This is a genomic window from Bacillus sp. BB081, from assembly GCF_008368895.1.
GTDB classification, from domain to species: domain Bacteria; phylum Bacillota; class Bacilli; order Bacillales; family Bacillaceae_G; genus Bacillus_A; species Bacillus_A wiedmannii.
The window spans coordinates 211,573-237,037 of the sequence record NZ_QOZX01000016.1 but is presented as its reverse complement, the minus strand read 5'-3'; the positions used below and the strand labels follow the sequence as shown (position 1 = coordinate 237,037).

General features: G+C 36.2%; 24 protein-coding genes and 1 other annotated feature. Of the genes, 6 read left to right on the top strand and 18 right to left on the bottom strand.

Translation table 11 applies throughout. The features are described 5' to 3' along the window. Positions 1–61: 61 nt before the first annotated feature. The 6 genes from DN394_RS09120 to DN394_RS09095 form a co-directional block, all read right to left on the bottom strand. Positions 62–775, bottom strand: a complete 714-nt coding sequence (locus DN394_RS09120) for a CPBP family intramembrane glutamic endopeptidase (protein ID WP_097917414.1) — start codon at positions 773–775, stop codon at positions 62–64. A gap of 467 nt (positions 776–1,242) precedes the next feature. Beyond that, a complete protein-coding gene (locus tag DN394_RS09115) occupies positions 1,243–1,800 on the bottom strand; it encodes a TetR/AcrR family transcriptional regulator (protein WP_097917413.1) in 558 nt (185 codons plus the stop codon). Positions 1,801–1,803: 3 nt separating this feature from the next. Beyond that, the gene (locus tag DN394_RS09110; protein WP_149293745.1) at positions 1,804–2,526 is read right to left on the bottom strand and encodes an MBL fold metallo-hydrolase; all 723 of its coding nucleotides are present in this window, start codon (positions 2,524–2,526) and stop codon (positions 1,804–1,806) included. 139 nt (positions 2,527–2,665) lie between these two features. After that, positions 2,666–4,450: an acyl-CoA dehydrogenase family protein gene (locus DN394_RS09105; protein WP_000416287.1), complete on the bottom strand. Its 1,785-nt coding sequence runs from the start codon at positions 4,448–4,450 to the stop codon at positions 2,666–2,668. 144 nt (positions 4,451–4,594) lie between these two features. After that, positions 4,595–5,767 (bottom strand): acetyl-CoA C-acetyltransferase, encoded by a 1,173-nt coding sequence (locus DN394_RS09100; protein WP_001206340.1) that lies wholly within the window; start codon positions 5,765–5,767, stop codon positions 4,595–4,597. Between the two features lie 21 nt (positions 5,768–5,788). Further along, positions 5,789–8,170, bottom strand: coding sequence for a 3-hydroxyacyl-CoA dehydrogenase/enoyl-CoA hydratase family protein (locus DN394_RS09095; RefSeq protein WP_098705160.1), 2,382 nt, complete (start codon positions 8,168–8,170; stop codon positions 5,789–5,791). 237 nt (positions 8,171–8,407) lie between these two features. On the opposite strand from DN394_RS09095, the gene DN394_RS09090 reads away from it, so the two are divergent. After that, on the top strand, positions 8,408–8,554 hold the full coding sequence (locus DN394_RS09090; RefSeq protein WP_001096344.1) for a YuzL family protein: 147 nt from the start codon (positions 8,408–8,410) through the stop codon (positions 8,552–8,554). A 97-nt stretch (positions 8,555–8,651) separates the two neighbouring features. Then, a complete protein-coding gene (locus tag DN394_RS09085; RefSeq protein ID WP_000831460.1) occupies positions 8,652–9,491 on the top strand; it encodes a D-alanyl-D-alanine carboxypeptidase family protein in 840 nt (279 codons plus the stop codon). Positions 9,492–9,513: 22 nt separating this feature from the next. Here DN394_RS09085 and DN394_RS09080 read toward each other — a convergent pair whose 3' ends face one another. The 4 genes from DN394_RS09080 to DN394_RS29965 form a co-directional block, all read right to left on the bottom strand. Then, positions 9,514–10,431 carry a proline dehydrogenase family protein gene (locus DN394_RS09080; protein WP_097917411.1) on the bottom strand — a complete coding sequence of 306 codons (918 nt, stop codon included), beginning with the start codon at positions 10,429–10,431 and terminating at the stop codon, positions 9,514–9,516. Positions 10,432–10,741: 310 nt separating this feature from the next. Beyond that, positions 10,742–10,987, bottom strand: coding sequence for a YusU family protein (locus DN394_RS09075; RefSeq protein ID WP_063222157.1), 246 nt, complete (start codon positions 10,985–10,987; stop codon positions 10,742–10,744). A gap of 48 nt (positions 10,988–11,035) precedes the next feature. Then, positions 11,036–11,338 carry an MTH1187 family thiamine-binding protein gene (locus tag DN394_RS09070; protein ID WP_001018862.1) on the bottom strand — a complete coding sequence of 101 codons (303 nt, stop codon included), beginning with the start codon at positions 11,336–11,338 and terminating at the stop codon, positions 11,036–11,038. A gap of 77 nt (positions 11,339–11,415) precedes the next feature. After that, positions 11,416–13,416: a methyl-accepting chemotaxis protein gene (locus tag DN394_RS29965; protein WP_098705159.1), complete on the bottom strand. Its 2,001-nt coding sequence runs from the start codon at positions 13,414–13,416 to the stop codon at positions 11,416–11,418. Positions 13,417–13,601: 185 nt separating this feature from the next. On the opposite strand from DN394_RS29965, the gene DN394_RS09060 reads away from it, so the two are divergent. Next, positions 13,602–14,360: a TrmB family transcriptional regulator gene (locus DN394_RS09060; RefSeq protein ID WP_046960010.1), complete on the top strand. Its 759-nt coding sequence runs from the start codon at positions 13,602–13,604 to the stop codon at positions 14,358–14,360. A gap of 29 nt (positions 14,361–14,389) precedes the next feature. Here the strand turns inward: DN394_RS09060 and DN394_RS09055 are convergent, their stop codons facing one another. From DN394_RS09055 to DN394_RS09045, 4 genes are all read right to left on the bottom strand, one after another. After that, positions 14,390–16,546, bottom strand: a complete 2,157-nt coding sequence (locus tag DN394_RS09055; RefSeq protein WP_098953703.1) for a SpaA isopeptide-forming pilin-related protein — start codon at positions 16,544–16,546, stop codon at positions 14,390–14,392. Positions 16,547–16,813: 267 nt separating this feature from the next. Beyond that, entirely contained in the window at positions 16,814–16,984 is a 171-nt protein-coding gene (locus DN394_RS28920) for a hypothetical protein (RefSeq protein WP_046960012.1), read from the bottom strand. A gap of 83 nt (positions 16,985–17,067) precedes the next feature. Continuing rightward, positions 17,068–18,252: an MFS transporter gene (locus DN394_RS09050; protein ID WP_098909258.1), complete on the bottom strand. Its 1,185-nt coding sequence runs from the start codon at positions 18,250–18,252 to the stop codon at positions 17,068–17,070. A 262-nt stretch (positions 18,253–18,514) separates the two neighbouring features. Beyond that, positions 18,515–19,828, bottom strand: coding sequence for an APC family permease (locus DN394_RS09045; protein ID WP_000546329.1), 1,314 nt, complete (start codon positions 19,826–19,828; stop codon positions 18,515–18,517). 65 nt (positions 19,829–19,893) lie between these two features. After that, positions 19,894–20,130, bottom strand: a binding site (T-box leader). A 166-nt stretch (positions 20,131–20,296) separates the two neighbouring features. Between DN394_RS09045 and DN394_RS09040 the strand changes: the two genes are divergently transcribed. Beyond that, positions 20,297–20,524 carry a hypothetical protein gene (locus DN394_RS09040; RefSeq protein ID WP_046960015.1) on the top strand — a complete coding sequence of 76 codons (228 nt, stop codon included), beginning with the start codon at positions 20,297–20,299 and terminating at the stop codon, positions 20,522–20,524. An 81-nt stretch (positions 20,525–20,605) separates the two neighbouring features. Here DN394_RS09040 and DN394_RS09035 read toward each other — a convergent pair whose 3' ends face one another. From DN394_RS09035 to DN394_RS09025, 3 genes are all read right to left on the bottom strand, one after another. Beyond that, entirely contained in the window at positions 20,606–21,568 is a 963-nt protein-coding gene (locus tag DN394_RS09035) for a hypothetical protein (RefSeq protein ID WP_097915708.1), read from the bottom strand. Positions 21,569–21,696: 128 nt separating this feature from the next. Beyond that, positions 21,697–22,479 carry a membrane protein insertase YidC gene (gene yidC / locus DN394_RS09030; RefSeq protein ID WP_000920534.1) on the bottom strand — a complete coding sequence of 261 codons (783 nt, stop codon included), beginning with the start codon at positions 22,477–22,479 and terminating at the stop codon, positions 21,697–21,699. A gap of 28 nt (positions 22,480–22,507) precedes the next feature. Then, positions 22,508–22,792, bottom strand: a complete 285-nt coding sequence (locus DN394_RS09025) for a hypothetical protein (RefSeq protein WP_000394932.1) — start codon at positions 22,790–22,792, stop codon at positions 22,508–22,510. Positions 22,793–23,068: 276 nt separating this feature from the next. Here DN394_RS09025 and DN394_RS09020 point away from each other — a divergent pair, with 276 nt between their 5' ends. Further along, positions 23,069–23,962: a YitT family protein gene (locus tag DN394_RS09020; RefSeq protein ID WP_000530035.1), complete on the top strand. Its 894-nt coding sequence runs from the start codon at positions 23,069–23,071 to the stop codon at positions 23,960–23,962. A gap of 110 nt (positions 23,963–24,072) precedes the next feature. Here the strand turns inward: DN394_RS09020 and DN394_RS09015 are convergent, their stop codons facing one another. Next, positions 24,073–24,594 (bottom strand): GNAT family N-acetyltransferase, encoded by a 522-nt coding sequence (locus DN394_RS09015; RefSeq protein WP_046960019.1) that lies wholly within the window; start codon positions 24,592–24,594, stop codon positions 24,073–24,075. 451 nt (positions 24,595–25,045) lie between these two features. On the opposite strand from DN394_RS09015, the gene DN394_RS09010 reads away from it, so the two are divergent. Continuing rightward, the gene (locus DN394_RS09010) at positions 25,046–25,432 is read left to right on the top strand and encodes a DUF3938 domain-containing protein (RefSeq protein ID WP_001077775.1); all 387 of its coding nucleotides are present in this window, start codon (positions 25,046–25,048) and stop codon (positions 25,430–25,432) included. Positions 25,433–25,465 lie beyond the last annotated feature (33 nt).

Genomic DNA, 25,465 nt, shown 5'->3' with positions numbered 1-25,465 from the left:
ATACAAAATAAAAGATGAATAGCTAAGCCATTCATCTTTTATACGGGTTATGTATTTATTTTTATAGAGATACAATCATACTTATACTCACAAGTAAGTTCCATACAATGTGTAAAATAATACTAGGTATAATAGATTGCGTCTTTTTGTATAACATTGCAAATACCATTCCCATAATCGTTGCCGTAATTAGAAGACCTCCATGAAGAATTCCAAAAATGAAGGAAGAAATAATGATACCAACTAAAAAATTATATTTCTTTTCTAAAAATCGATATAAAATACCTCGAAATAGAATTTCTTCTTTAACCGGTGTAATGATAGCAACACTTAACACATATATAATACTTTGTATGCTATTTTGAATCCCTAAACTCCCTAATTGTTTCTTTTGTTCTGCTGCACTTTCAAAACTAAACACATGTAACATTAAATATTGTGATAACGCAATGACAATAAAACCAATTAATAGATATAAATATGTCTTCCCATTCTTCAAAACGGATAAATCCCAAATATATTTAATAAAATGAAGAACTGGTTTATAAGCTAATAAAACGATGGCAACAACAGCTGCATCTATTAAAAGGAAATAGTACCCCTCTAAATTATCTCGCAACGCTTCCTCACCATAAATTCCAAAAGCTAAGCCGAGGAATAACCCTCCTAGAAGTAAGAACCCTAAAATGGTTGCTATCATTACAAATAGATTTTTATATGTTATATTCTCGATTTTTCTTTCCACACTATACGCTTCTAAAACTGCTTTACTCATACTATTCCTCCATTTGTTTTCATTTTTCCTAATGAAAATCCTTTAATGTAAATATAAAGATAATATAACAAAATTTTCAAAAAGAATAATATGCAATTTTACATATTATGAAAATTTTATATTCTATAGTTTTAGGAATTAGATTGCTATACAATAATTATTATATGAATTGTCAAAAATTTTTCTATCCACCATAACACTCGTATCATATAAAACTTATTAGTTAAAGGAGCAATGAACATGAAAACCCACGACTTCCTTACAGAAATCCAGAAAGGCTCTGAACCTAACCCCTATCAAGATCCTATCGCATTCAGTTTCGTTTGCTTTTTTTTAGCCATATACACATTTTTCAAACCTGCAAAATAATATCATTTAATGAGAAAAAGCCTACCATTCTTTTGGAATCATATGTACAAAAAAACCTTAGAATTGCTTCTAAGGTTTTCGGTTGTCTCACATCTTATTCACTTTCGCATTACATGTAATCCTTTAATAAACGTTTCCAATAATACATGTAAACTTGTATCTAAATCTAGTGGCAAACCAAATCCACCCTGCTGTTCAATCGACGCAAATCCATGACAAATACTTCTGAATCCACGTGTCGCATGAAGTGCATTCTCTCCTTCTAAGCCGTATTGCTGTAAAACCTGAAGACAAAGATTTACAATTCCGTCACCTGCTTTTCTTACTTCTTCATCTCGTAAAAAGGTTGCTTCATATAGTCCAGGATGTTTGCGGACAAATGCTACATACGCTTCTCCCAAAGCATGAATTGCTTCATCCATCCGTTTACCCTCGGCCGCTTCTTCCAGTTTGTTATACAGCTGTTTGATTCCGTAAATACCAAGATTTTTCCGTACATCTTGTAAACCTTTCACATGATTGTATAGCGAGGGTGAACGTACCCCTAATGTTTGCGCTAATGAAGCTAACGTTACTTCTTGTATTCCATTTGTATCTGCAATTTCTGCTGCTGTTTCTACAATTTTCTGTAATGTAAGTCCGATTCTCGGTGACATAAATTACCCCTCTTTCCTACTTTCTATATTCCGCTTAGCTTCCTTAATAGCAAGTTTTATGACAGTGCCTGGATTCTTTATCATTTTTCCATGTCCTGCCGCAAGTAAGGAAGGCTCATATTCGCTTAGCTTCTCTGCACTTTGTAATGATATTTCTTTGCTCCACGTTGCCATTGCAGGAAACGGAAACCAAAATTTCATTTGTCCCGAAACAGCCATACCTCCTCTTGTTTGGAATGCATCCCCGACAATAAGAGCTTTATTTCGTACATCAAGAAACGACATGGAGCCTGGCGTATGTCCCGGTGTCATAATCGCAAGAAGCGATCCAACTCGGTCGCCATCTTCCAATAAAACATCAGGTACCGTTTTTACTTTTCTAGGTACACCACCTTTTATCGGTATATTCGGTTCATCCTTTTGTAACGTCGTATCGCCTTCTAACAGCTTTGCGTCCCGCTTAGAAATATAGACTGGAACATGAGGAAGCACTTCCTTTAGTGCGTCTAATGCACCAATATGATCATCATGCGCATGTGTTAATACAATCTTAGTAATTGGTTTTCCTATTTTCTCAGCCGCCTGTAAAATACCTTTTGTGCTATATGACAAAGCTGCATCAATTAAAGTTAAACCATCTTCTTCCTCCACAAAGTAACAATTCACTGGAAACACTCTTGGCAAAAATGACAATTGATATACCGTTTTTTCATGTATCATTCTCATATTTCCATCTCCCTTTTCACGAAAACTAATACCATTAGTTTTATTATACTAATGGTATTAGTTTTGTGTCACTAAAAATTTCATTTTTACAAAAAAAAAGAAAAGTAGCCGTTTATACGACTACTTTTCTTTACAGCTATTAAACTGTGTAACGCTCATCTTCTAAAATTTTCGCAGCGATTTCACGTTTCTTCGGAATTACGTTAAGTGGTGTGTGGCGAGTTAATTTACGTAATGATGATAACATCATGCGCAGCATGTCGCCGTTTTCAACTGCGATAAGTGTTTCTTTCGCATCTGCTTCGATTTCGTTGAATGCTTCTTGGCAGAATACTTCAGTGTATAACACTTTTTGTTTATTCTTTTCAAGACCAGTTGTTTTAATTGCTTTTTCTGTACGAAGAACAGCTGACTCCATTGCGTATAGGTTGCTTACGATGTCAGCGATATTCACAAGAATTTCTTGCTCTTTATCTAATGCTTTACCGTATTTTTGAGCAGCTAATCCAGCTACCATTAAGCCGATTTTCTTCGCATTAGTTACTAAATATTTTTGAAGTGCTAATGGCTCATCGCCTACTTCTTCTGGCATCATCATCATTAACTCTTCTTGTAATTTTTGTGCTTTTTGAAGAAGTGGTAATTCACCTTTCATCGCTTTACGTAAGAACGTACCTGGTACGATTAGGCGGTTAATTTCGTTCGTTCCTTCGAAAATGCGGTTAATACGAGAATCGCGGTACATTCTTTCAATCTCATACTCTGCCATAAATCCGTAACCACCGTGAATTTGAACACCTTCATCAACTGTATAATCTAGTACTTCAGAACCGAATACTTTATTTAAAGAACACTCGATTGCATATTCAGCGATAGAAGCTGCTACTGCTTTACCGTCCTTTACTTCCTCTTCAGATAATGTGCTCATGCGGCTTTCGAATAAACCTACTGTACGGTATACAGAGCTTTCAGCTGCATATGTTTTCGCTGCCATATTCGCAAGTTTCTCTTGAATTAATGGGAAGCGAGCGATTGGTTGTTTGAACTGTTGACGTTGGTTTGCATATTGTGCTGAAATTTCTACTGCACGTTTCGCAGATCCAACTGTACCAACACCTAATTTATAACGGCCGATATTTAAAATGTTGAACGCGATAATATGACCTTTACCGATTTCACCAAGTAAGTTTTCTTTCGGTACTAATGCATCTTCTAAAATTAACGTACGAGTTGAAGAACATTTAATACCCATTTTCTTTTCTTCTGGGCTTGTAGATACGCCAGCATATTCTTTCTCTACGATAAATGCTGAGAAGTGCTCTCCATCAATTTTTGCGTATACGATAAATACGTCAGCGAATGCAGAGTTTGTAATCCATTGTTTTTCACCATTTAATACGTAATGTGTACCTTCTGCATTTAAACGTGCAGTTGTTTTTGCACCTAATGCATCAGACCCTGAACCTGGCTCTGTTAATGCGTATGCAGCTAATTTTTCACCAGTTGCAAGTAATGGTAAATACTTTTTCTTTTGCTCTTCATTACCGAATAACACGATTGGTAATGATCCGATACCTACGTGAGCACCATGAGTAATTGCAAAACCACCAGCGCGCGAGAATTTCTCTGCGATTAACGCTGAGCTTACTTTATCAAGGCCAATTCCGCCGTACTCTTCTGGTACGTCAGCGCCTAATAAACCAAGTTCCCCAGCTTCTTTTAAAAGACGAACAGAACGATCAAACTCGTGTTGCTCTAAATATTCAAGCTCTGGAAGAACTTCATTTACGATAAAGTCCTCTGTCGTTTTTGCAATCATTTTATGCTCAGATGAAAAATCCTCTGGCGTAAACACTTGATCAATCGTAATCTCATCAACTAAAAAGCTACCGCCTTTAACCGCATTTCCTACTGTTTTTTCCATGAAAATTTCCTCCTTCATATTTTCATGAGCAGCTTCTTCCTTTTTGAAAGAAGCTGGCTCTCAATTTTATTTTTTATAAACCTTTGTTGCTTCCATTCTTTGCTTTAGTGTCCTCTCGTTCTGAGCAAGCCACTTCCACTTTTTTTATAGTAATTCAAACACTCCTGCTGCTCCCATTCCGCCGCCGATACACATTGTTACGATACCGAATTGTTGGTTGCGGCGTTTCATTTCGTGAATAAGAGATAGTGTTAGTTTTGCTCCTGTACAGCCAAGTGGATGTCCAAGTGCTATTGCACCGCCGTTTACGTTTACTTTTTCTTCATCTAAACCAAGTTCACGAATAACTTGGATCGATTGAGAAGCGAATGCTTCATTTAGTTCGAATAAGCCAATATCAGATAGCTCTAAACCAGCTAATTTTAACGCCTTTGGAATTGCAGCGATTGGACCAATTCCCATTACTTCTGGTGGTACACCAGCTACTGCAAATGAACGGAATTTCGCAAGTGGTTTCATGCCATCACTCACTGCTTTTTCCCGATCCATTAATAGTACAGATGCTGCACCGTCACTCATTTGTGAAGAGTTACCAGCTGTTACAGAACCGCGAACGTTAAATGCTGGACGTAATTTACCTAAAATGTCTAGCGACGTTTCTGCTCTTACACCTTCGTCTTGTGCGAAAATGATTGTTTCTTCTTGCAGTTTATTGTTTGATCCAACAGTACGTAACGTTACATCTACAGATACTGTTTCATCAGCAAAGTTCCCTGCAGCTAATGCTTTCGCAGCACGTTGATGACTTCTTACTGCAAATGCATCTTGTTCTTCACGAGAAATTCCATATTTCACAGCAACTTGCTCTGCTGTATGTCCCATACCCATATAATATTCTGGAGCTGCTTCAACAAGGCGACTATTCGGACGAACAACGTGTCCCATCATCGGAACTAAACTCATTGATTCCGCTCCGCCTGATAATACAGCTTCCGAGTGACCAAGCATAATGCGCTCTGCTCCGTAAGCAATACTTTGTAACCCTGAAGAACAGTAACGGTTAATTGTAATAGCTGGAACATCGTAAGAAAGTCCTGCTAATCCGCCGATATTACGAGCCATATTTAACCCTTGCTCTGCTTCTGGCATTGCACAACCGAAAATTAAATCGTCGATTGGTCCTTCATAATTCGCACGCTTTAACGTTTCCTTTACTACTAACGCCCCTAGATCGTCAGGACGAACTGTTTTTAATGAACCCCTCTTTGCTTTTCCAATTGGTGTTCTTGCTCCCGCAACAATGACAGCTTCTCTCATGAACGATATCTCCCCTCGTTATTAGTTACGTAATGGCTTTCCTTTTACAAGCATGTGCTGCATTCTTGCTTGTGATTTCATCTCACTTACTAAGCTAATAAATGCTTCACGTTCTACATCTAATAAATACTGCTCATCAACTTCTGTTCCGTACGGCACTTTTCCGCCCGCGATGACATATGCAAGTTTCTTCGCAATGTGAAGATCATGTTCAGAAATGTAACCTGATAAGTGCATTGCTTCTGCACCAAGTACAAGAGTTGCATATCCTGTTTCACCAACAACTGGTATCTTTTTACGAATCGGCGCTTTATAGCCAGCTTCATATAAAGAAAGTGCTTTTTGTTTCGCATCATATAGTAAGTGATCACCATTCACACTAATACCGTCTTTATCGCCTAAGAAGTTGTTCGATACAGCTTCTTGTGCTGATGTAGAAACTTTCGCCATCGCTACAGATTCGAATACTTTATTCGCAACTTTTTGCAGATCAAACTCTACACCGTTTGGCATTTTATTTAAGTGTTTAATGTATAGCTCTTTATTACCGCCTCCGCCAGGGATTAAGCCAACACCAACTTCTACTAAGCCCATATACGTTTCACTAGAAGCTTGAATGCTAGCTGCTGGTAAGCAAACTTCTGTACCTCCACCAAGCGTCATACCGTATGGTGCTGCTACAACTGGCTTAGAAGAGTATTTAATTTTCGTCATTGCATCTTGGAAGTTCTTCACAACCAACTCAATTTCAAAGTAGTTGTCATCTTGCGCTTCCATTAAGATCATTGCTAGGTTCGCACCAACGCAGAAGTTCTTCGATTGGTTACCGATAACAAGACCTTTATAATTCTTTTCTACTTCATCAACAGCGTAGTTAATCATTTGCGTAATATCCATACCGATTGCATTGCTCTTCGAATGGAATTCTAAGCAAAGGATACCATCGCCTAAATCGATTAAGCTCGCTCCGCCATTTTTCTTTAATACGCCATTTTTCGCTTTTAATTGCTTAAGAGAAATTGCCTTTTTATTACGTTCGATTAGCTTATATTCGCCATTATCGTAATAGTAGCTATCTCCGTTATCATGTTTGTAGAAAGTAGTGAAACCTTTCTCTAACATTTCTTTCACCCAAGTCGGAATAACTGCACCGTTTTCTTCCATCTTTTGAACGGACTTTTCAACGCCAATTGCATCCCAAACTTCAAACGGTCCTTGCTCCCAGCCGAAGCCCCACTTCATCGCTTGGTCAATTGCAACGATATCGTCAGCAATTTCTTTATGAAGTTTTGCAGAGTATAAAAGAGTCGGTGTAATGATGTTCCATAACAACTCTCCTGCGCGGTCTTTCGCGTATACAAGCGCTTTCAATTTATTCGATAAACCTTTTTCTTGTTTACTTAGCTCGATAGATGCAGCTTTTAATTTTTTGCGAGCTTCGTATTCCATCGTTTCAGGATTTAGTTCTAAAATTTCTTTTCCTTGTTTTAAGAAGAAGCCTTGACCTGTTTTGCTTCCAAGCCATTTTTTATCAAGCATGTCATGCATGAAAGCTGGTACTTTAAATACATCACGCTCTTCTTCTTGTACGTTTTCATATACGTTATTTGCAACGTGTACGAATGTATCTAAACCGACAACATCTAATGTACGGAACGTTGCACTCTTCGGACGACCAATAAGTGGGCCTGTTACAGAATCAACTTCCCCAATGCTATAGCCGCGTTTTATCATCTCTTGAAGAGTTACTAATAAACCATACGTACCGATGCGGTTTCCAATAAAGTTTGGTGTGTCTTTTGCGATAACAACGCCTTTTCCAAGAACATCTTCGCCAAATAGTTTCATGAAGCTTAATACTTGTGGATCTGTTTCTTTCGTCGGTATTACCTCTAGAAGTTTTAAATATCGTGGTGGGTTAAAAAAGTGTGTGCCTAAGAAGTGCTTCTGGAAGTCGTCTGAACGACCTTCTGCCATTTTTTCTACTGAAATGCCTGACGTATTCGAGCTTACAATAGAACCCGGTTTACGAACAGCATCTACTTTTTCAAATAGTTTCTTTTTAATATCTAAGTTTTCAACTACTACTTCAATAATCCAATCTACATCAGCTAGACGCTCAAGATCATCTTCTAAGTTACCTGCTTCAATCAGTGCTAGATTTCCTTTCACTGTCAGAGGAGCTGGTTTTTGCTTTAATAGTTTTTGCACAGCCGTATTACTAAAACGATTTCTCACACTTTTATGTTCTAATGTAAGTCCCTTCGCTTCCTCTTCTTTTGTTAGCGCAGGTGGTACAATATCAAGCAATAATGTCGGAATACCAATATTAGCTAAGTGTGCCGCAATCCCTGAACCCATTACGCCTGAACCTAGAACAGCAGCCTTTTTAATTTGGAACATCCATTTCTCCCCCTATTCTTGAATGAATGCTCATTCAATTTTTCGACATAAGTCGCAATCAATGAGTGAGCCTCTACTAATAAATATATGATACAGTTTGAATTTTCGCAATATATTTATTGATAAAATTTTCTGAAATAAATATATTTCTTTCATTTGGCTATGCTATACATGTGTATTTTCTTCATTAAAATGCACTTTTCCTTTTTATAATCTGACGAAACTGGAGGAATATATATGGCAAAACTTAAGAAGAACCCTTCAAAGGCTGGAATTAGCGCAGCAAGCGTAACTGGAAATGCAGGTCCTCATAATCACGGTGTGGAAAAGGGCCGTCAAGGTAATAACCAACAATATAAGAAGCATAATATGGGCGAAAAATAACGGTATATTTTTGGGCAGAAAACGTGGCATAATGGGTAATGGCTGCTTTTTCTGCCCAATTTATTTGTACATATGGAAAACAAAAGAGGGAACGATGATGAAACGAACAATAGTTATGATTGTAATGATTGCTACACTATTTACAGGGATGATTTTCTTCTCTTATGCACAAAGGCAACAAGCTGTAAGAGCGGATCAACCTAACATTACTGGGCAATATGGCATTACAATCGATGCAGACACAGGTGAAATTTTGTATGGGAAACGGGAAGACGAACGCTCTTATCCGGCTAGTATAGGGAAAATGATGACTACCTTACTCTTACTAGAGAATGTAAAAGAAAATGAAGAAATTACAGTTACAGAGAACGCAATTAAAACAGAAAGTCAAAGTAAGAAAATTAAACTTCGTGCCGGGGAAAAGTTAAAGCGGGATGAGGCATTAAAGCTTATGCTTATCATTAGTGCAGACCCAATAGCTGAATCCATCGCAGAACATATCGCAGGATCAAAAAATGAATTTGTAAAAATGATGAATGCAAGAGCGAAGGAACTTGGTACAAAGCATGCGACTTTCAAAAACGCAAGTGGTGCTGATGCACTTGGAAATAAAGTATCGCCATATGACATTGCTATGATTACGAAAGAAGCATTAAAGTACCCAGTTGTTTTAGAATATATGAATTCAACACGTACAACTCTACATACTTCAGAACGATCTCCAAACATCGCAAACTATGGACGAGAAGAACTATATGACGATCCATATGCAATTGGAAGTAAAAGCGGTCTATCAGCACTCGGAAAATATACGGTCGTAACAGTAGATGAAAAAGACGGTAAACGCGTCATTAATGTTGTATTATCTTCTACTCGCACGCAGCTATATCCTGATACGAAGAAAATGGCACATTACGCATTTCAACAATTAAAATAACCAAGGAGTATTTTCTCCTTGGTTATTTTTTAACCATACCTTTTAACACGAACGCAACGTTTGCTGGACGTTCTGCTAGACGACGCATGAAGTAGCCATACCAGTCGTTTCCATAAGGTACATAAACACGCATTTTGTAACCTTCTTTTACTAGCTCAAGTTGACGCTCATTACGAATACCATATAACATCTGGAATTCAAATTGGTCTCTTGGGATGTTGTGTTCTTCGGCAAGTTTTTTCGTATATTCAATAATCGCTTCGTCATGTGAAGCAATTGCAGTATAATTTCCATTTAATAAGTGCATTTTAATAATTTTTTTATAGTTATCATCTACATCTTTCTTATCCGGGAACGCTACCTCTTCAGGCTCTTTATAAGCTCCTTTTACAAGACGTAAATTAGGACTATAAGCATTTAATTCTTCCATATCTTTTTCTGTACGATATAAGTAAGCTTGAATAACTGTACCAATATTATCGTATTCAGATTTTAATTGTTTAAAGATCTCAATTGTTTTCCCGCAGCGCGAATAGTCTTCCATATCAATTGTAATAAACACACCATTTTCTTTTCCAGCTTCTAAAATACGGCGCATATTGTTCATTACGATTTCATCAGAGATGTCTAATCCCATAGAAGTCATCTTTAAAGAAAGCTGCGAATTAAGACCTTCTCTTCCAATTGCACGAATCGCTTCAATCGATTCGCTGGCCATTTCATTTGCTTCCGCTTCATTATCAACGAATTCCCCTAAATAATCGATTGTTACACAAAGACCTTGCTTGTTCAATTGTTTAATAGCTGCTGTCGCTAATTCAATCGTCTCCCCTGCGACAAAGCGACCTGCACCAAAGCGTAAACCGTACTTTTTAGCCAGTTTTGTTAGCGCTTTATTTTTAGATAAGAAAAGAAACGAATTTCGCATTAATTGTTCCATGTAATTCACCCCTATGACTTAATTTATCTGTTTTTTACCCCTCTTCGAAATTATATCACTGTTTAAAATTATTGGATACAAATAATTATTTAGATAATTTATAAAATACTATAAAAACATTTAAAACCCTATATTCTCGCTTATAAATATGCCTGAAATATTTTTCGACATTTAGAAAAATGGAGTTTACTAGGCACAAAATAGGCATGTCGAAAATATTCGACATGCCTATAAAACCCTTTATATTCCATGTAAATTATATAAGGATATTAATAAAGAAAACTTGAGGTAACATTCACCTCAAGTTTTCTCACTGCTCATTTCTCTTCTCTTCATTCATTTTTTTAATATCCGTAATTAGCTTCACCATCTCTTCTTTCGCATCTGGATATGTCTCATTCCAATGCTTCACTAAAGCTGGCATCGTCTTCGCAATATAAGAATAAAGTGCCCACTTCTGCACCTGTTCTTTTCTCTCTTCATTGCTCTCTCCCAGTAATAGTTCCGTGTATTTCTCTAACAACCCGTCAAATTGTTCATTAAATTTTTCACTCATCTTATTTACCTCCTATATGAAAAAAGCAGCGAAAATCGCTGCTTTTCCTTATAATTTTGATCGAACAGAGTTTAATTTTTTCTCCATTGTGCTTACTTTATCACGACGATCATCGATACGAATTGTTGTTGCAACGCGCTGTGCACCTTTCGTATATGGAACTTCATGCATTTGTTGAATTACTTCTAGAATGACAGGAAGATCTCCTTCAATTACTGTATTCATTGGTGTTAATTGATACTTCACACGATCTGCATTTTTCTCTAGCACCTTTTGTACTTCTGCTACATATTCACTAACACTTGGATTACCCGTTCCTACTGGAATAATCGATACGTCAACAATTGCCATAGTAGTCTTCCTCCTATAATTGCTTCTTATATATCCATTGTCTATTTTACCGAAATACTCATCATTTTACTAATTTGTTATTCCTCTATTTTAAACTGCTCAACCAATCTTTCTAAGTCTCTCATATGCTCCGTCAAACTTTCCATCGTATGAGCTACCTTTTCTAGATGACTCACTTGAGATTCAGTTGCAGCATTTACTTCTTCCGAAACAGCTGCGCTTTCTTGACTTGTACTAGCAATTGTATGCATTACCGTTGTAATTTCTCCTTGCTCGTAACCGATGTTATGTACCTCTTCTACAATTTGTTCGACTGAAGTACTAATTGTATTTACAACTGACATAATTGTGCGGAATTCCGTTTCTGCCTCTGTCGTAACTTTATTTTGTATATCTGCAATATCTTTTAATTTACTTACAACCTCTACAACTCGTTTTACCTCTACTTGTACATCGCCGATCATCGTTGCAATTTCTCCTGTCGCCTCTTTCGATTGTTCCGCTAACTTTCGAACTTCTTCGGCAACAACAGCAAAGCCTTTACCTTGTTCCCCTGCACGCGCCGCCTCAATCGAAGCATTTAAAGCAAGTAAATTCGTTTGATCCGAAATACCTTTTATAAGCTCTACTACATTTTGAATCGATCCAACTCTTTGCTCTAACTTACCAGATGCTTCTTCTGTGTGAACAACAATCGAAGATGATTGGCCCCTTGTACGAACTAAATTACGCATCGTATTTAAGCCTTGCTTAGATGCCTCTTCAGCTTTGCCAGCCACGTCTTTTATGTCACCGACTGAATTATTCATTTGTTCCACTGACTGCGCCATATTCTCGAGCTGCTCTGAAACTTCATCTACACTATTAGCAAGCGTAGAAGCTCCTCCGCTCACATCATCCATTGCACCTGACACTTCTCTACTAGCGGCTACAGTTTCATTCGTTAAATAATGCAGATTATTTGTTGATTGTTGCACTGTTGATACACTATTTTTAATTTTACTTACCATTTCATTCATTTGCTCAACCATATGATTAAAATGGTTCGTCAGTTCTCCAACTTCATCCTTACTTGTCACTTTCATTTGCAACGTTAAATCACCTTCTGCTACTTTTTGAACGTGATTCGTTAATAGTTGAAGTGGTCTTGCTAATCTTCTTGAGAACAAGTATGAAGCCACGATTCCAACTAATAAGCTAATACATGCCATTATAAGGATTGTATTTCTCATACTATTTAATAGCCCATCAATCGTTTCTTTCGGATAAAAAATTCCTATTTTCCATTTCATCAAATCAAATGACTGACTATAAACAACTACATCTTCACCTTTTAATGTAGTGACAGCATATTTTGTTACCTCTTTATTTAAACTCTTCACAAGTGGCTCTTTCGAAACATCTTTCCCTATTTTCTCTGGGTAAACAAGAGCCATATTTTTATCATTTATAATAAACATTTCTCCGCCATTATTATATTGAATATTATGAAGTAACTTCTGAATTGTTCCAAGTGATACATCCATCGCAACAACACCTAATACAGATCCATCTTGAGCTGTAATTGCTTTAGAAACTCCCACGCTTAACTTACCTGTTGCAATTTCATACATAGGTTGTCCCCAGTGAACCTTTTTCACATCAGCTTCTGAGTCTTTATACCATGATCTTGTCGTTGGATCATATCCTTCTGGCACTTGTCCACCTTCAGCAAGATTGGCACTTAATGTTTTTTTATCTTTCGTACCAATATATAAGTCTAAAATACCAGGATGATTCTTTTTATACTCCGAAAACTCTTTCGTCAAAAATGCTTCCTCTTCTGGAGTAACCCCGTCTTGAAGCATATTACGAATCATCTCACTGTTCGCATAATACCCCATGTCTTCATCCGTTCTTTGAACAAATGTCGTAAGTTGCTCTGTCACAAGATCCATCGTATTTTGAGAATACTGGTCTAAGGAGCGCACTTCCTTCTCTTTCTGTAATTCATACATAGCTGTACCCAATATTACGAACATCATAGAAATCAGTACCGAAAATACTACCGCAATTTTTAAACGTAAACTTCTTAACATCTTCCCCCAAGCATCCCTTCTCGTTGTATTGTAATCGCATTAATCATTATATTAAGTATAATGGATAAAATTAAAAAATTGAAACTAATTCTCACCTCAATCTGAGTAGAAAACCTACTACCACTTGTGCAAAAACAAATAGTTCATTATCCTTAAAATATAATCTCATTCGTTCGGAGGGAACTATGTTACAAAAATTCGGTTTCTCACAATATGAAAGCCAAGCTTACGAAGTTGTCGTATCAAGCAATGAACCATTAGATGCTACAACAATTGTGAAGCATTCTGGTGTTCCAAAAGCAAAAATATATGAAGTGCTAGCACGCCTGATTGATAAAGGAATGGTAATGGATTCTGTTTCAGAAAAGAAAAAATTGTATACAGCATTACCACTCAAGCTCGCAATCGAAAAATTAACGACAGAATTTCAATCAAACATTAAAGAATTAGAAACGAATATATCAAAAAAATCATTTACAGATGACCGTGTGTGGAGCTTAAAAATGCAATCTTCTATTCGAGTTCAAAGTAAAGAACTCATCGAAAGTGCAAAAGAATCAATTCGCATTTCAGCTTGGAATGATACTCTTTTAGAATATCTTCCGTTATTAGAAGAAAAGGCAAAACAAGGGGTCAAAACCGAGTCCCTTATCGTTGGAAACGTAGAAACAAACTTAGAAAACATGCATTTTCTAATCCCAGCTGAAGAGCCTAATGCGCTAGAGCGCTACTTACTACTCATCGTTGACGACCGTGAAATTTTATTTGCTGGTGTAGAGCAAGAGTCATGGCAAGCAATGAAAACAATGTCACAACCTTTCGTAAAGTTCTTTACAGAATTTTTCTATCATGACGTTGCACTTGCGAAGATTACCCAGAAACACCATGATCTCTTTATGGAAGATGAGGAAATTAAGAGTTTGTTGATGAAGTTGAGATACTAAAAAACGCCTCTATTACAAGGCGTTTTTTTCTACATTTCTTTTCTATTTTTCATCCTTAACACATAAGCACCCGCAATAATAAAACCAATTCCTAAAACGAATAAAGCGGTAAATTCATTGCCGACGCCGCCAGTAGCTGGTAAACGCACTTCATTATGAGTATTAGGTTGTTGCATCGGCTTCACATCAGCGGAAGGTTTCACTTCTTCATTCGGTGTTGGCTTATTTGGCTTAGAAGGAAGTGATGCCTTTTCTTCTTTCTTATTTTTCACAATATGTTTAATAATTTGTCCATCCTCTTTTATTTCAAATGCGAATGTCTCTTCATTTATTACATATCCATTTGGTGCTATTGTTTCTTTATACGTGTACTTTCCGTATGGTAGTTTAAATTTCGCTACACCTTTTTCATCCGTTTTCCCTTTTACTACTTCTTTTCCTTGTTCGTTGTAGATTGTAAATTCTGCATTTGGCAGTTTCGTATTCCCATTCGCTATATCTACTTTCGTTATTTCTAATTCACCTTCTACTTTTTTATCTTGAACGATATGTTTAATAATTTTGCCATCCTCTTTTATTTCAAATGCAAACGTCTCTTCATTTATTACATATCCATTCGGCGCTATTGTTTCTTTATACGTGTACTTTCCGTACGGTAGTTTGAATTTCGCTATACCTTGCTCATTTGTTTTCCCTTTTACTACTTCTTTCCCTTGTTCGTTGTAGATTGTAAACTCTGCATTTGGTAACTTCGTATTCCCATCTGCTACATCTACTTTCGTTATTTCTAACTCACCTTCTACTTTCTTATCTTGAACGATATGTTTAATAATTTCGCCATCCTCTTTTATTTCAAATGAGAACGTCTCTTCATTTATTACATATCCATTCGGTGCTATTGTTTCTTTATACGTGTACTTTCCGTACGGTAGTTTGAATTTCGCTATACCTTGCTCATTTGTTTTCCCTTTTACTACTTCTTTCCCTTGTTCGTTGTAGATTGTAAACTCTGCATTTGGTAATTTTGTATTCCCATCCGCTATATTTACTTTCGTTATTTCTAGTTCACCTTTTATATTTTCATTTTTCAACTCTAATACAGCAGTTTCACCAGTTTTCACTTCAATTTTTTTAATACTTCCGTCTAACACATATCCAGCTGGCGCTTGAATTTCTTTGACGCTATATATACCGATTGGAAGATTCCCTAGCTCCGCAATCCCCTTATCATTAGTCGTGACATTTTGTTTAAAGTTTTCATTAGAAACTTCAAACACCGCCCCTTTTAATAATTCCTTTTTTTCTCCTAATTTCATAATCTTTAAAGAGCCTACTGATTCCCAATTTACAACTAAATCTGTACTGATTTTCTCACTATTTCTTTGTAACAATACCGTTGTATTTTGAACTTTTTCCGAGCCTTTAAAAGCTATTGCTTGTAAATTTGTTAAATTAGACTTTACTTTCATTTTAAAATTACCACTACTCGTATTTTTCGGGATTAAAATTTTAAATTTTTCGTTAATTGATAATATACTTTTCTCTTCTCCATTTTCATTTACAATTCGAAGCCCTTTAGGAGCACCTTCAGGAAGTATTGTATAAGAGCCAGAAACCGCATTTGTTTGCACTGCATAAAACCCTGTTTCTAAATAATCATCTTTTTGTGTAGCAGTTTGTGGATCTACAGGATTAACTTTAAAGAATACATCTTGTGATCCAGTTTCTTTTTTTGAAGCCTCTACTAAACGCTTCATAAGATTATGTACTCGTTCATTTTTCGCAACTAAATCTTCTTCCGTTAATTCATTTGCTGCAATCCATACCGCTAATTGTGTAGCATAATGCGCTTCTTCCGTTGTCGCTACACCTAATTCAGATGGGCTTTTTTGAGGATATCCGTTCAATAAAACACGGTATACAGAATCAGATGTTTTCCCCATCTCAGGCAAATCATCCCCATTGGGTGAACGTAAATCAGGCGTTAAACAATACGCAATACTACCCGAAGCCGTTTTAATTATTTCGGTCTTTATTTCACGCTGTTTCGAATTACTATAGCTCCAATCCATCTTATATGTTTCTCTGTTCATTACTTCTGCCTTTACTTGTGGCATTGCAATTCCTAATAAAATAATAAGAGCACTTAAAAAACTAAACCATTTTCCTACCATCTTTCGTTTCATTCCCTCCACCACCATATGTAAATTTCTGTATGAAGCAATCTTACTGTTTCATTGTACTTATAGTAAAAAAAAGAGAATAGGTGGTTTTTTTGTAGTATCTTGTCGAATTGTTGAGAAAGTTCCAAAGTAATAAGCAACTTTAAAATTATTTGCTCTCATGCTGCTATTGACAAATGAATATTACATATTTAAAATTTCCAAAAAATAAAAAAGCACTTTATAAGTGCCTTCATAACTTACGAGAAACAAATTTTAAACGAATATATATTACTTATCTTTTTCTTTTATCTCCATTAACAACTTAATTATTTTCTCATTTTGCTCCACTTGTTTCTCTGAATTTTGATAGATGAAACGAATCCATCTTAATACAAAAACAACTACAACTATCGGTAATAGTGCAAGTATCATACCGAATATAGAGAAATTGAACATCATTTTCCCATCACCTCGCTACATACAACTTTCTCCACATATCCACTAAAACCTGCAAAATTTTACAATTTTTAAAAAAGAACCTATCAAACGATAGATTCTTCTTTCACGAACTGAGTAGAACGTCCTCTCGTAATAGAGAAAATCGCACAAAGCAGAGCTAATATAATAAAGCCGCCACCTACCCAAGCATTATATATAACAGATGATTTTTCAATAACAACTCCGCCTACTGTTGAACCAAGCGCAATTCCTAAGTGAAGCGCAGAGTTATTTAAACTTTGCTGAATACCAGCCGATTCTGGCGCAATTTCAATTAAATAATTTTGTTGTGCTGGTGAAATAGCCCAGCTCAGCATACTCCAAAGTCCCATCATAATAATAAAGAGCGGGAATGAGAATGTCATCATTGGCAATATGAAGATCGCACACGCAAATACAATAATAATTGAAATAATACTTTTCTTCGATCCCCATTTATCAGCAAGCAAGCCCCCAAGGCCGCCTCCAAGTACTGCTGCAATTCCGAAAATGAAGTAAAATACACTAATCCAATCCGCTTCAACATGCATCACATCTTTTAAAAATGGTGTTAAATATGCATATAGTGTTAAATGACCCGTTAAAAATAAAAATGATGTTAACTGTGCACTTACGATTTTCTTATCTTTTAACGTAGCAATTTGTTCTCTTATCGATAGTACTGATGTCGGTGGTACTTTCGTTAAGAATAATGAAATACAAGCGATTGCTATAACTGTTAATACCGAAATTAATACAAATGGTGCACGCCATCCATATGCATTTCCAAGTACAAGTCCAAGTGGTACTCCAAGTACGAGCGATCCACTAATCCCCATGAAAATGATTCCAATTGCACGCGCACGAAAATGCGGTTCTACAACACTAGAAGCAAGTGTTACTGACAGTGCAATAATAAGCGAACCACTCGCTGCACAAACAACCCTTGAGAACATTAACATCCCGTAATTCACACTAAATGCTGAAATAATATTTCCGATTAAGAAAATTGATAATGCCCCAATGTATAATCTTTTTCTTTCAAATTTTCCAGTTACCGCTAATAAAACCGGACCTGATAAAGCAAATACTACTGAAAATATTGTTATAAGCTGACCAGCTGCACTAATAGATACTCCTAAATCATTGGCAACTAGATCGAGCGTTCCTCCTATAATTAGCTCAACCGTTCCGACTACGAAAGCCGCGATAGCTAAAATATACACACGAAAATTCAAGTCTTTCCCCACGCTTTCTTTTTTTGGTTACTACGACTATAGTAACCAAAAAAGAAATTGAACACAAGTACAATTTTTTTACAATAAAGTGAAACTTTAATCAGTGGGGGTTTTCTTCATCCCCCACTGATTATTAGTTGAACCAATCGGACTTTTATGGGCAGTTGATCCCCCACCTAAATTCTTTGCTTTCGCTGCATTTTGAGGTGGGGGTCTTACTGCCCATTAAAGCGGGATAAAAAAACAGGCGTATCATACGCCTGCCTTCTAATTATTAAACACTAGTTTTGTTCTTCTTATTTAAATACCAATACACCGGCAGTCCAGTAAATACAATTCCAATTGATAAGAAACAACTTACCGGATCATTAATAATCGCACTTCCAAGTACAAACAATGATCCTAAAATCGCGATGATTGGTACGATTGGGAATAACGGTACACTGTATGCACGCTCTTTATTCTTGTTACGTTTTCTTAAAATGAAGACACCAATAAACGTCATTACATAGAAAATATAAATAATGAATACGGAAATCTCAGATAGCTTATTCGGATCACTAATAATCATTAAAATAATTCCTAAAATGATTTCAACAGTAATCGCATTTGCTGGTGTTTTAAATCTTGGACTTTCCTTTGCGATAAACTTGGAAAACGGAAGGTGTCCACGCTCTGCCATCGACATCGGAATACGTGGGAACGTTAAAATCTTTCCATTTAAACAACCGAAAATAGAAACGATAATACCGATACTAATGATTTTCCCGCCATATTCTCCAAGTAGCATGCCCGCAGCTGTCGCTGTTGCATTCTCTCCAAGGTCTACAATTTTCGCTGCTGGTAACACATTTAATAATGCCAAGTTAATTAGTACGTAAGCAGCCGTTACAATTAAAATCCCAACTGTCATCGCTTTCGGTAATAACTTTGTTGGATTCTTCATTTCTCCGCCAATTGAAGCAAGTAGAATCCAGCCGTCATAAGCAAATAACGTTGCTAAAATTGCCATACCGATACTTTGATTTTCTGATATCGGCACTACTACATTAAAGATATCGCTATTTCCTTTCCAAAAACCTAACACAACAATTAATACGATCGGAATCATCTTCCCAATTGTCGTAACCGTTTGGACGATACCTCCATATTTTGTTCCCATACTATTTACAACACCAAGGAACACAACTGTTCCAATAGCAATTGGTAAATTCCATACTTTATCTAAATAGAAAAAATTAATCATTAAAGAGCTAAAGTACAATCCTAATGTTCCAATAATAGCTGGTCCATAAACAATTGTTTGCATCCAGCCTGATAAATATCCCCAAAAACTTCCGTAAATCTCCTCTAAATACGTATACAACCCACCATTTTTCGGGATTTGCGCTCCAATTTCAGCTACTGTTAAACCACTTGCTAACGTCAACAGACCACCAATTACCCAAGCAAGAATAGCCATATTAGAACTCCCCGAGTAATCTAATACGCTCCCTGGCTTCATAAACACACCAGATCCAATAATCGTTCCTACTACGATAGAAAGTGCTACTGTTAAACCAATTTTGTTTTTCTCATCATGATGCATGCTGCGTATCCTCCTTCCAATTCTAGTGTGATGCAAAAATGAAATAAAAAAACACTCCTCCCTAAAAAAGGGACGAGTGTTGTATTCGTGGTTCCACCCTTGTTTCAATTCGTAAAGTAACATACTTCACCAATTTCTCAAGTCTAAATAACGGTTTTTGCCGGCAAGCAATTACTAGGTATCCGTTCACTGCTGCAGTTCAGAGGTGGTAATCCAGTTTTCCGTATTAGGAAGCTCACAGCCAAAGGCTTCCCTCTCTGAGAATCGTAAAAAATTGATCATGTCCTCATCATCACTTCTTGATGTCGAATTTTGTAGTTATTGTTCATTATATTGAATTGTTAGAAAAAATCAATATATTTTTTTATATAACATACGAAATGTTTCTCTTCTTATATTATAACAGAAGTTACGATACTTCTCGAATTCCCTAAAAATGGTATAGTCTATATAGGAGGTGCACGAATAATGATTGCTATTTTTTGTATTATCGCTACGTTTCTTTCTGTTCTATTCGCTATCATGTACAGGCACAAGTATCCTGGTTATAGCATTTTAGCGGTAGCTATTATACCAGCTACTTCCTTCTACGTATTAGGTAAATACCAATATACAGAAGTGTTTATCGGTTTTGCAATCTTCTACTGCCTCTTTGGATACATACTAACAATGAAAAAAATTTTATTGAATCATTAAAAGGGACCGATTTCTGCTAACAGAAATCGGTCCTTACACGTACCTTTCGGTTGCCCACACGAAAGATACGACTTCACTCAATTATTTCTCATCTTTATTCATAAAAAACTTATGATGCGGAAGATCCACATTCAACGCCTCTAATTGTTTCTTTTCATTCTCTAAAATCGCTTTTGCTTTTTCTTTCGTTGTCTCATCTAATCCCGCAAAGATGTCTTCATGCTTCTCTTTCTCTGGAAGTTTCACACCTAGCTTTGTTAATTCTTCTTTTGCTTGCTCATGAGTTAATTTCCCGGATTTTTCTTGTTCAAAAATAGACTTTGCTTTTGCTTTTGTTGCTTCATCTAAGTCAGCAAGCATGTCTTTACGCTTACCTTTCTCTGGGAATTTCACACCTAGCTTTGTTAATTCTTCTTTTGCTTGTTCACGTGTTAGTTTGCCGGATTTCTCTTGTTCTAAGATTGATTTCGCTTTTTCTTTTGTTGCTTCGTCTAAGTTAGCAAACATATCTCCATGTTTACCCTTTTCCGGGAACTTCACGCCTAGTTTCGTTAATTCTTCTTGCGCTTGTTCACGTGTTAATTTACCGGATTTCTCTTGTTCTAAGATTGATTTCGCTTTTTCTTTTGTTGCTTCGTCTAAGTTAGCGAACATATCTCCATGCTTACCCTTTTCCGGGAACTTCACGCCTAGTTTCGTTAATTCTTCTTGCGCTTGTTCACGTGTTAATTTACCGGATTTCTCTTGTTCTAAGATTGATTTCGCTTTTTCTTTTGTTGCTTCGTCTAAGTTAGCGAACATATCTTTACGTTTTTCTTTCTCTGGAAGCTTTACACCTAGCTCCCCCAACTGTTTCTTTGTATCGTCCATAATCGTTTTTACTTTTTGTTTTGTAGCTTCATCTAAATCTTTCTTCGCCGTTTTTGTAGACTGCTCAGCTGCTTGAATATTCGTTGCCGCGAATGCCGGAATACCGACTCCTCCAATGATTCCGAATGATAAAGCACCTGCAATCGCTAAATACCCAACTGTTTTCTTCTTCATAGGAAATTTCCTCCTTCATATTTCTAAAGCATGTACACTTTCGTATACAATTCCTATAGTAATGTTGGTTTCTTAACATTTCCTTAACGACTTAACAAAAAACGCCGCTCATCCCGAGCGGCGTTTTTCTAAGCTTTTTGTAATTGTAATTCTTCACGTTCCATTATTCTTCTTAATACAATTGTTTGTGTCATTGTAAATAAATTACCCGTTATCCAGTACAACACAAGTCCTGATGGCGCCGCAAATCCCATAAATAGAATCATTGCTGGCATCATAATTTGCTGCACTTTCAGCATCTGTACTTGTTCTCCAGGTGTAATATTAGATTGGAAAACTTTCATCTGAATAAATGTCGTTAACGCTGCGATAATCGGTAATATATGATAAGGATCTGCATGTCCTAAGTTCACCCATAAAAATGACGATGTGCGAATCTCTTCTGTTCGGCTAATCGCATAATACAAAGCAGAGAAAATCGGCATTTGTATTAATAGTGGCCAGCAACCAGCTAGTGGATTCCAACCGCCTGATTTCATTAGTTCCGACATTTCCTTTTGATACTGCTTTTGTTTTTCAAGATCTTTACCCACATCACCGTATTTTTGTTTCAGCTTCTGCAGTTCAGGTTGCATTTTCTTCATTTTCGCTTGACTACGATATTGTGAAACAGCTAATGGAATCATTGCTGAACGAATAACGAGCGTCATAATAATGATAGCAATCCCAAAGCTAGCTCCTGGTATGTGATGAGCAACAAATTGAATCATAAACGAGATTGGATATACGAAATAATGATCCCAAATTCCCGTACTATGTGCATCAATTGGGGCTGCATTACTGCAACCAGATAAAACAAAAACAAGTAATAATGATAAACTAACGAGCACAGCTCGGTATGATTTTAACATGTTCATTCCTCCAATGTTTCGTAATTATTTAGCGAAACATTGGTGTATACGGACCGACCTCGTCATTCTCTTCACTGGATTCTTGTCTGCGCACAGAACGAATCATTCCATATTTATAAAAAATAGAGAAAAGCGTTACATTACCAGTACCCTCTTCACACGTATTAACTAGTTTAAAGGCTCTTTGTCTACCACTTGATGCTTGCTGACGCACAAAGCGAGAAACATTAGCAAGGAAGAAAACTTCTAATAAACAAAGCGCTGTCGTTACAAACGATATATATAGAATTGCATCCTGCAATAAAAATTCCATCGCTTCACATCCTTAATAAGGTCATTTTAGCACATTCAACAAACATTCTCTATTTCCTTTTATCGTCAAAAAAGTATTTTGCATATTTTCTCAAGAAAACTATGTTAGAAAACCAATGTATTCGCTTTCTTTAGTATATTCACACGTATCCTTGTATAGGATTAATTTGTTAGAAATTTATAAAATTTTCGCATTATAATAAAACTATTGCCAGTTTTTGAAAAAACCTTTATTCTCTTCTTGTAATCAAAAATGAATATGGAGATGAAACATACTATGGGTCAACTAGGAGACGCCGATTACGTTCCCGACACCGCCTTTTTATCCTTCCCAGCAGCTAAAACATTCCACTTAGAATTTATCATACAGTTGGTTGTTATTTTCGTAGCCTCTATTTTGTATGCAATTTCTATGAATATGTTCTTTATCCCGCATAACATGATTAGCGGTGGATTCGCTGGTGTAGGGATGATTATCGGTTATTTAATGCACTACAATATCGGTGCACTTATCTTTTTACTAAACATTCCTCTTCTTATTTTAAGTCACTTTTACTTAGGCAAGAAGACAACCTTTTTAACAGCGTACTTTGTAGCTGTATCATCGTTAGCGATGAACATTATCCCTGTACATCAAGTTTCAGACGATATTTTACTGTCTTCTGTATTCGGTGGTGTAATCTGCGGAGCAGCTTCCGGAATCATATTCCGATTTGCTTCTTCAACAGGTGGCTTTGATGTTGTTGGATTGATTGTAGCGAAACATCGAGATATTTCAATTGGAGCAATCATCTTTGGATTCAACTTAATCTTACTTGTTGCAGCAGGATTTATTTTCGGATGGGATATTACGCTTTATACGTTAATTAGCCGGTTTGTAGTCAGCAAAGTTATCGATGCTGTGCATACGAAACATATTAAATTAACGATAATGACAGTTACAGAAAAAGGCGAGGAAATAAAAAGCGCACTATTGCATCACGGCATACGCGGGGTGACAATGGTAGATGCTGTCGGCGGCTATACAAACCATAAGAAAAAAATGATTTACACTGTCGTGACTCGCTATGAGTTAGGCGAAATGAAACGTATTATCCGTCAAGTGGATAACAAAGCATTCATGAACATTACTGAAACAGTTGAAATTGTCGGCCGTTTCAAACGCATATAAAAAAGGTTAATACATTAAAGGGCATAACATATTAGTCATATATAATATGTTATGCCCTTTGTTATTTAACTAACGCACCCTTTAGCATAATAAAATCACGAAGTTTATTACTACAAATCGGAGGATAGCATTCCATATACGATACTATCTGTCCATTCATTTTTATTCCAAAAATCTTGTATGAAATGGGCTTCCTTTCTCATGCCTATTCGTTCACACAATTTTTTTGAAGCTGTATTACGTGCATCAAGATTAGCTTGTATACGATGTACATTAAATTCATTAAATAATTTAAATACCAAACTATTTACTGCTTCTGTTGCCAAACCTCTCCCAGCTACTTCATTTGAAAAACTATAACCAATCTCAACAGTGTCTTTCATATTTGTGTACCATACGGATAAATCACCAATTACTTTAGTCTTGTATATAACTGCCAAACTTAATATTGATTCTTTAGTAAGTACATTATTTGCTAGCTTCTTATTAAATTTTTTCTGCATATCTTCATGAGTCCACTTATTATGTAATAGGAACTTACATGTATCATCATTATTATAAATAGCAAATACATCCTGTAAATCCGTACTCTTAAAAGGTCTAATTATTAATCTTTCTGTTGTGATCTCCAAGTTAGCTCTCCTCCCTTACATTCATGCTACAAAACATTTTTTATAGTATTTAAGCCTCCTTCTTAGATCTCACCTTGGTTACATATTTCATCATAATAAATTAAAATCCTTCTTCCACTAAACTGCATTGTTAGTGGTATTTCCTTGCGCTTTTTATTTTTTACACTTATTACAAAATCAGATAATTCTATTATTGTGACCCTAAATGTGTTATAATGAAAACAGACTCACAAAAAAAGAGTATATAGACTTGGAAGTTTCTCTAATTTTACAAACAAAAAGAAACGAGCAGTCGGGTATATTTCAGACACCATACACGTAACGGTTTAAACAACCGATCACTCTTCAATGATCTTTTTATAAAAAGATACGTACAACTAAAACTCACTTCAATATACTATACCTACCTTTTTGACTTCCAAATCATCTTATTACATAAGGAGATGAACATATGAATCAATATATAAGATACACAATAGCTGTCCTGTTTGCTATTATCGGCGGAACGATCTGCTTCTGGACAAACACTCAGCTTGGAGAGAATATCATTTTTAATGGAATCGAAACCCTTGTAAGCGCTTCAATTTTAGGTGGATACATTTACTTCCTCTTCAATCCAGAAGAAAATGCGCAAAAAACAATGTTATTAACAATGATTGGAATCGTTGGCGGATGCATTTCCTACTCAATGACTAACTATACATTACCACTTCAATTAAGCTCAGCTTTCTTCCACGGTCTATGGACTTGGTTCATTGCATTCTGCCTAGCAGACGTATTCAACCTTTTACAAGACAATGAAGAAGAAAACGGTCGCCAAATTGAAAGTAACTCGTAAGCTGGAAGGATTCTTCCAGCTTTTTTTATGTTG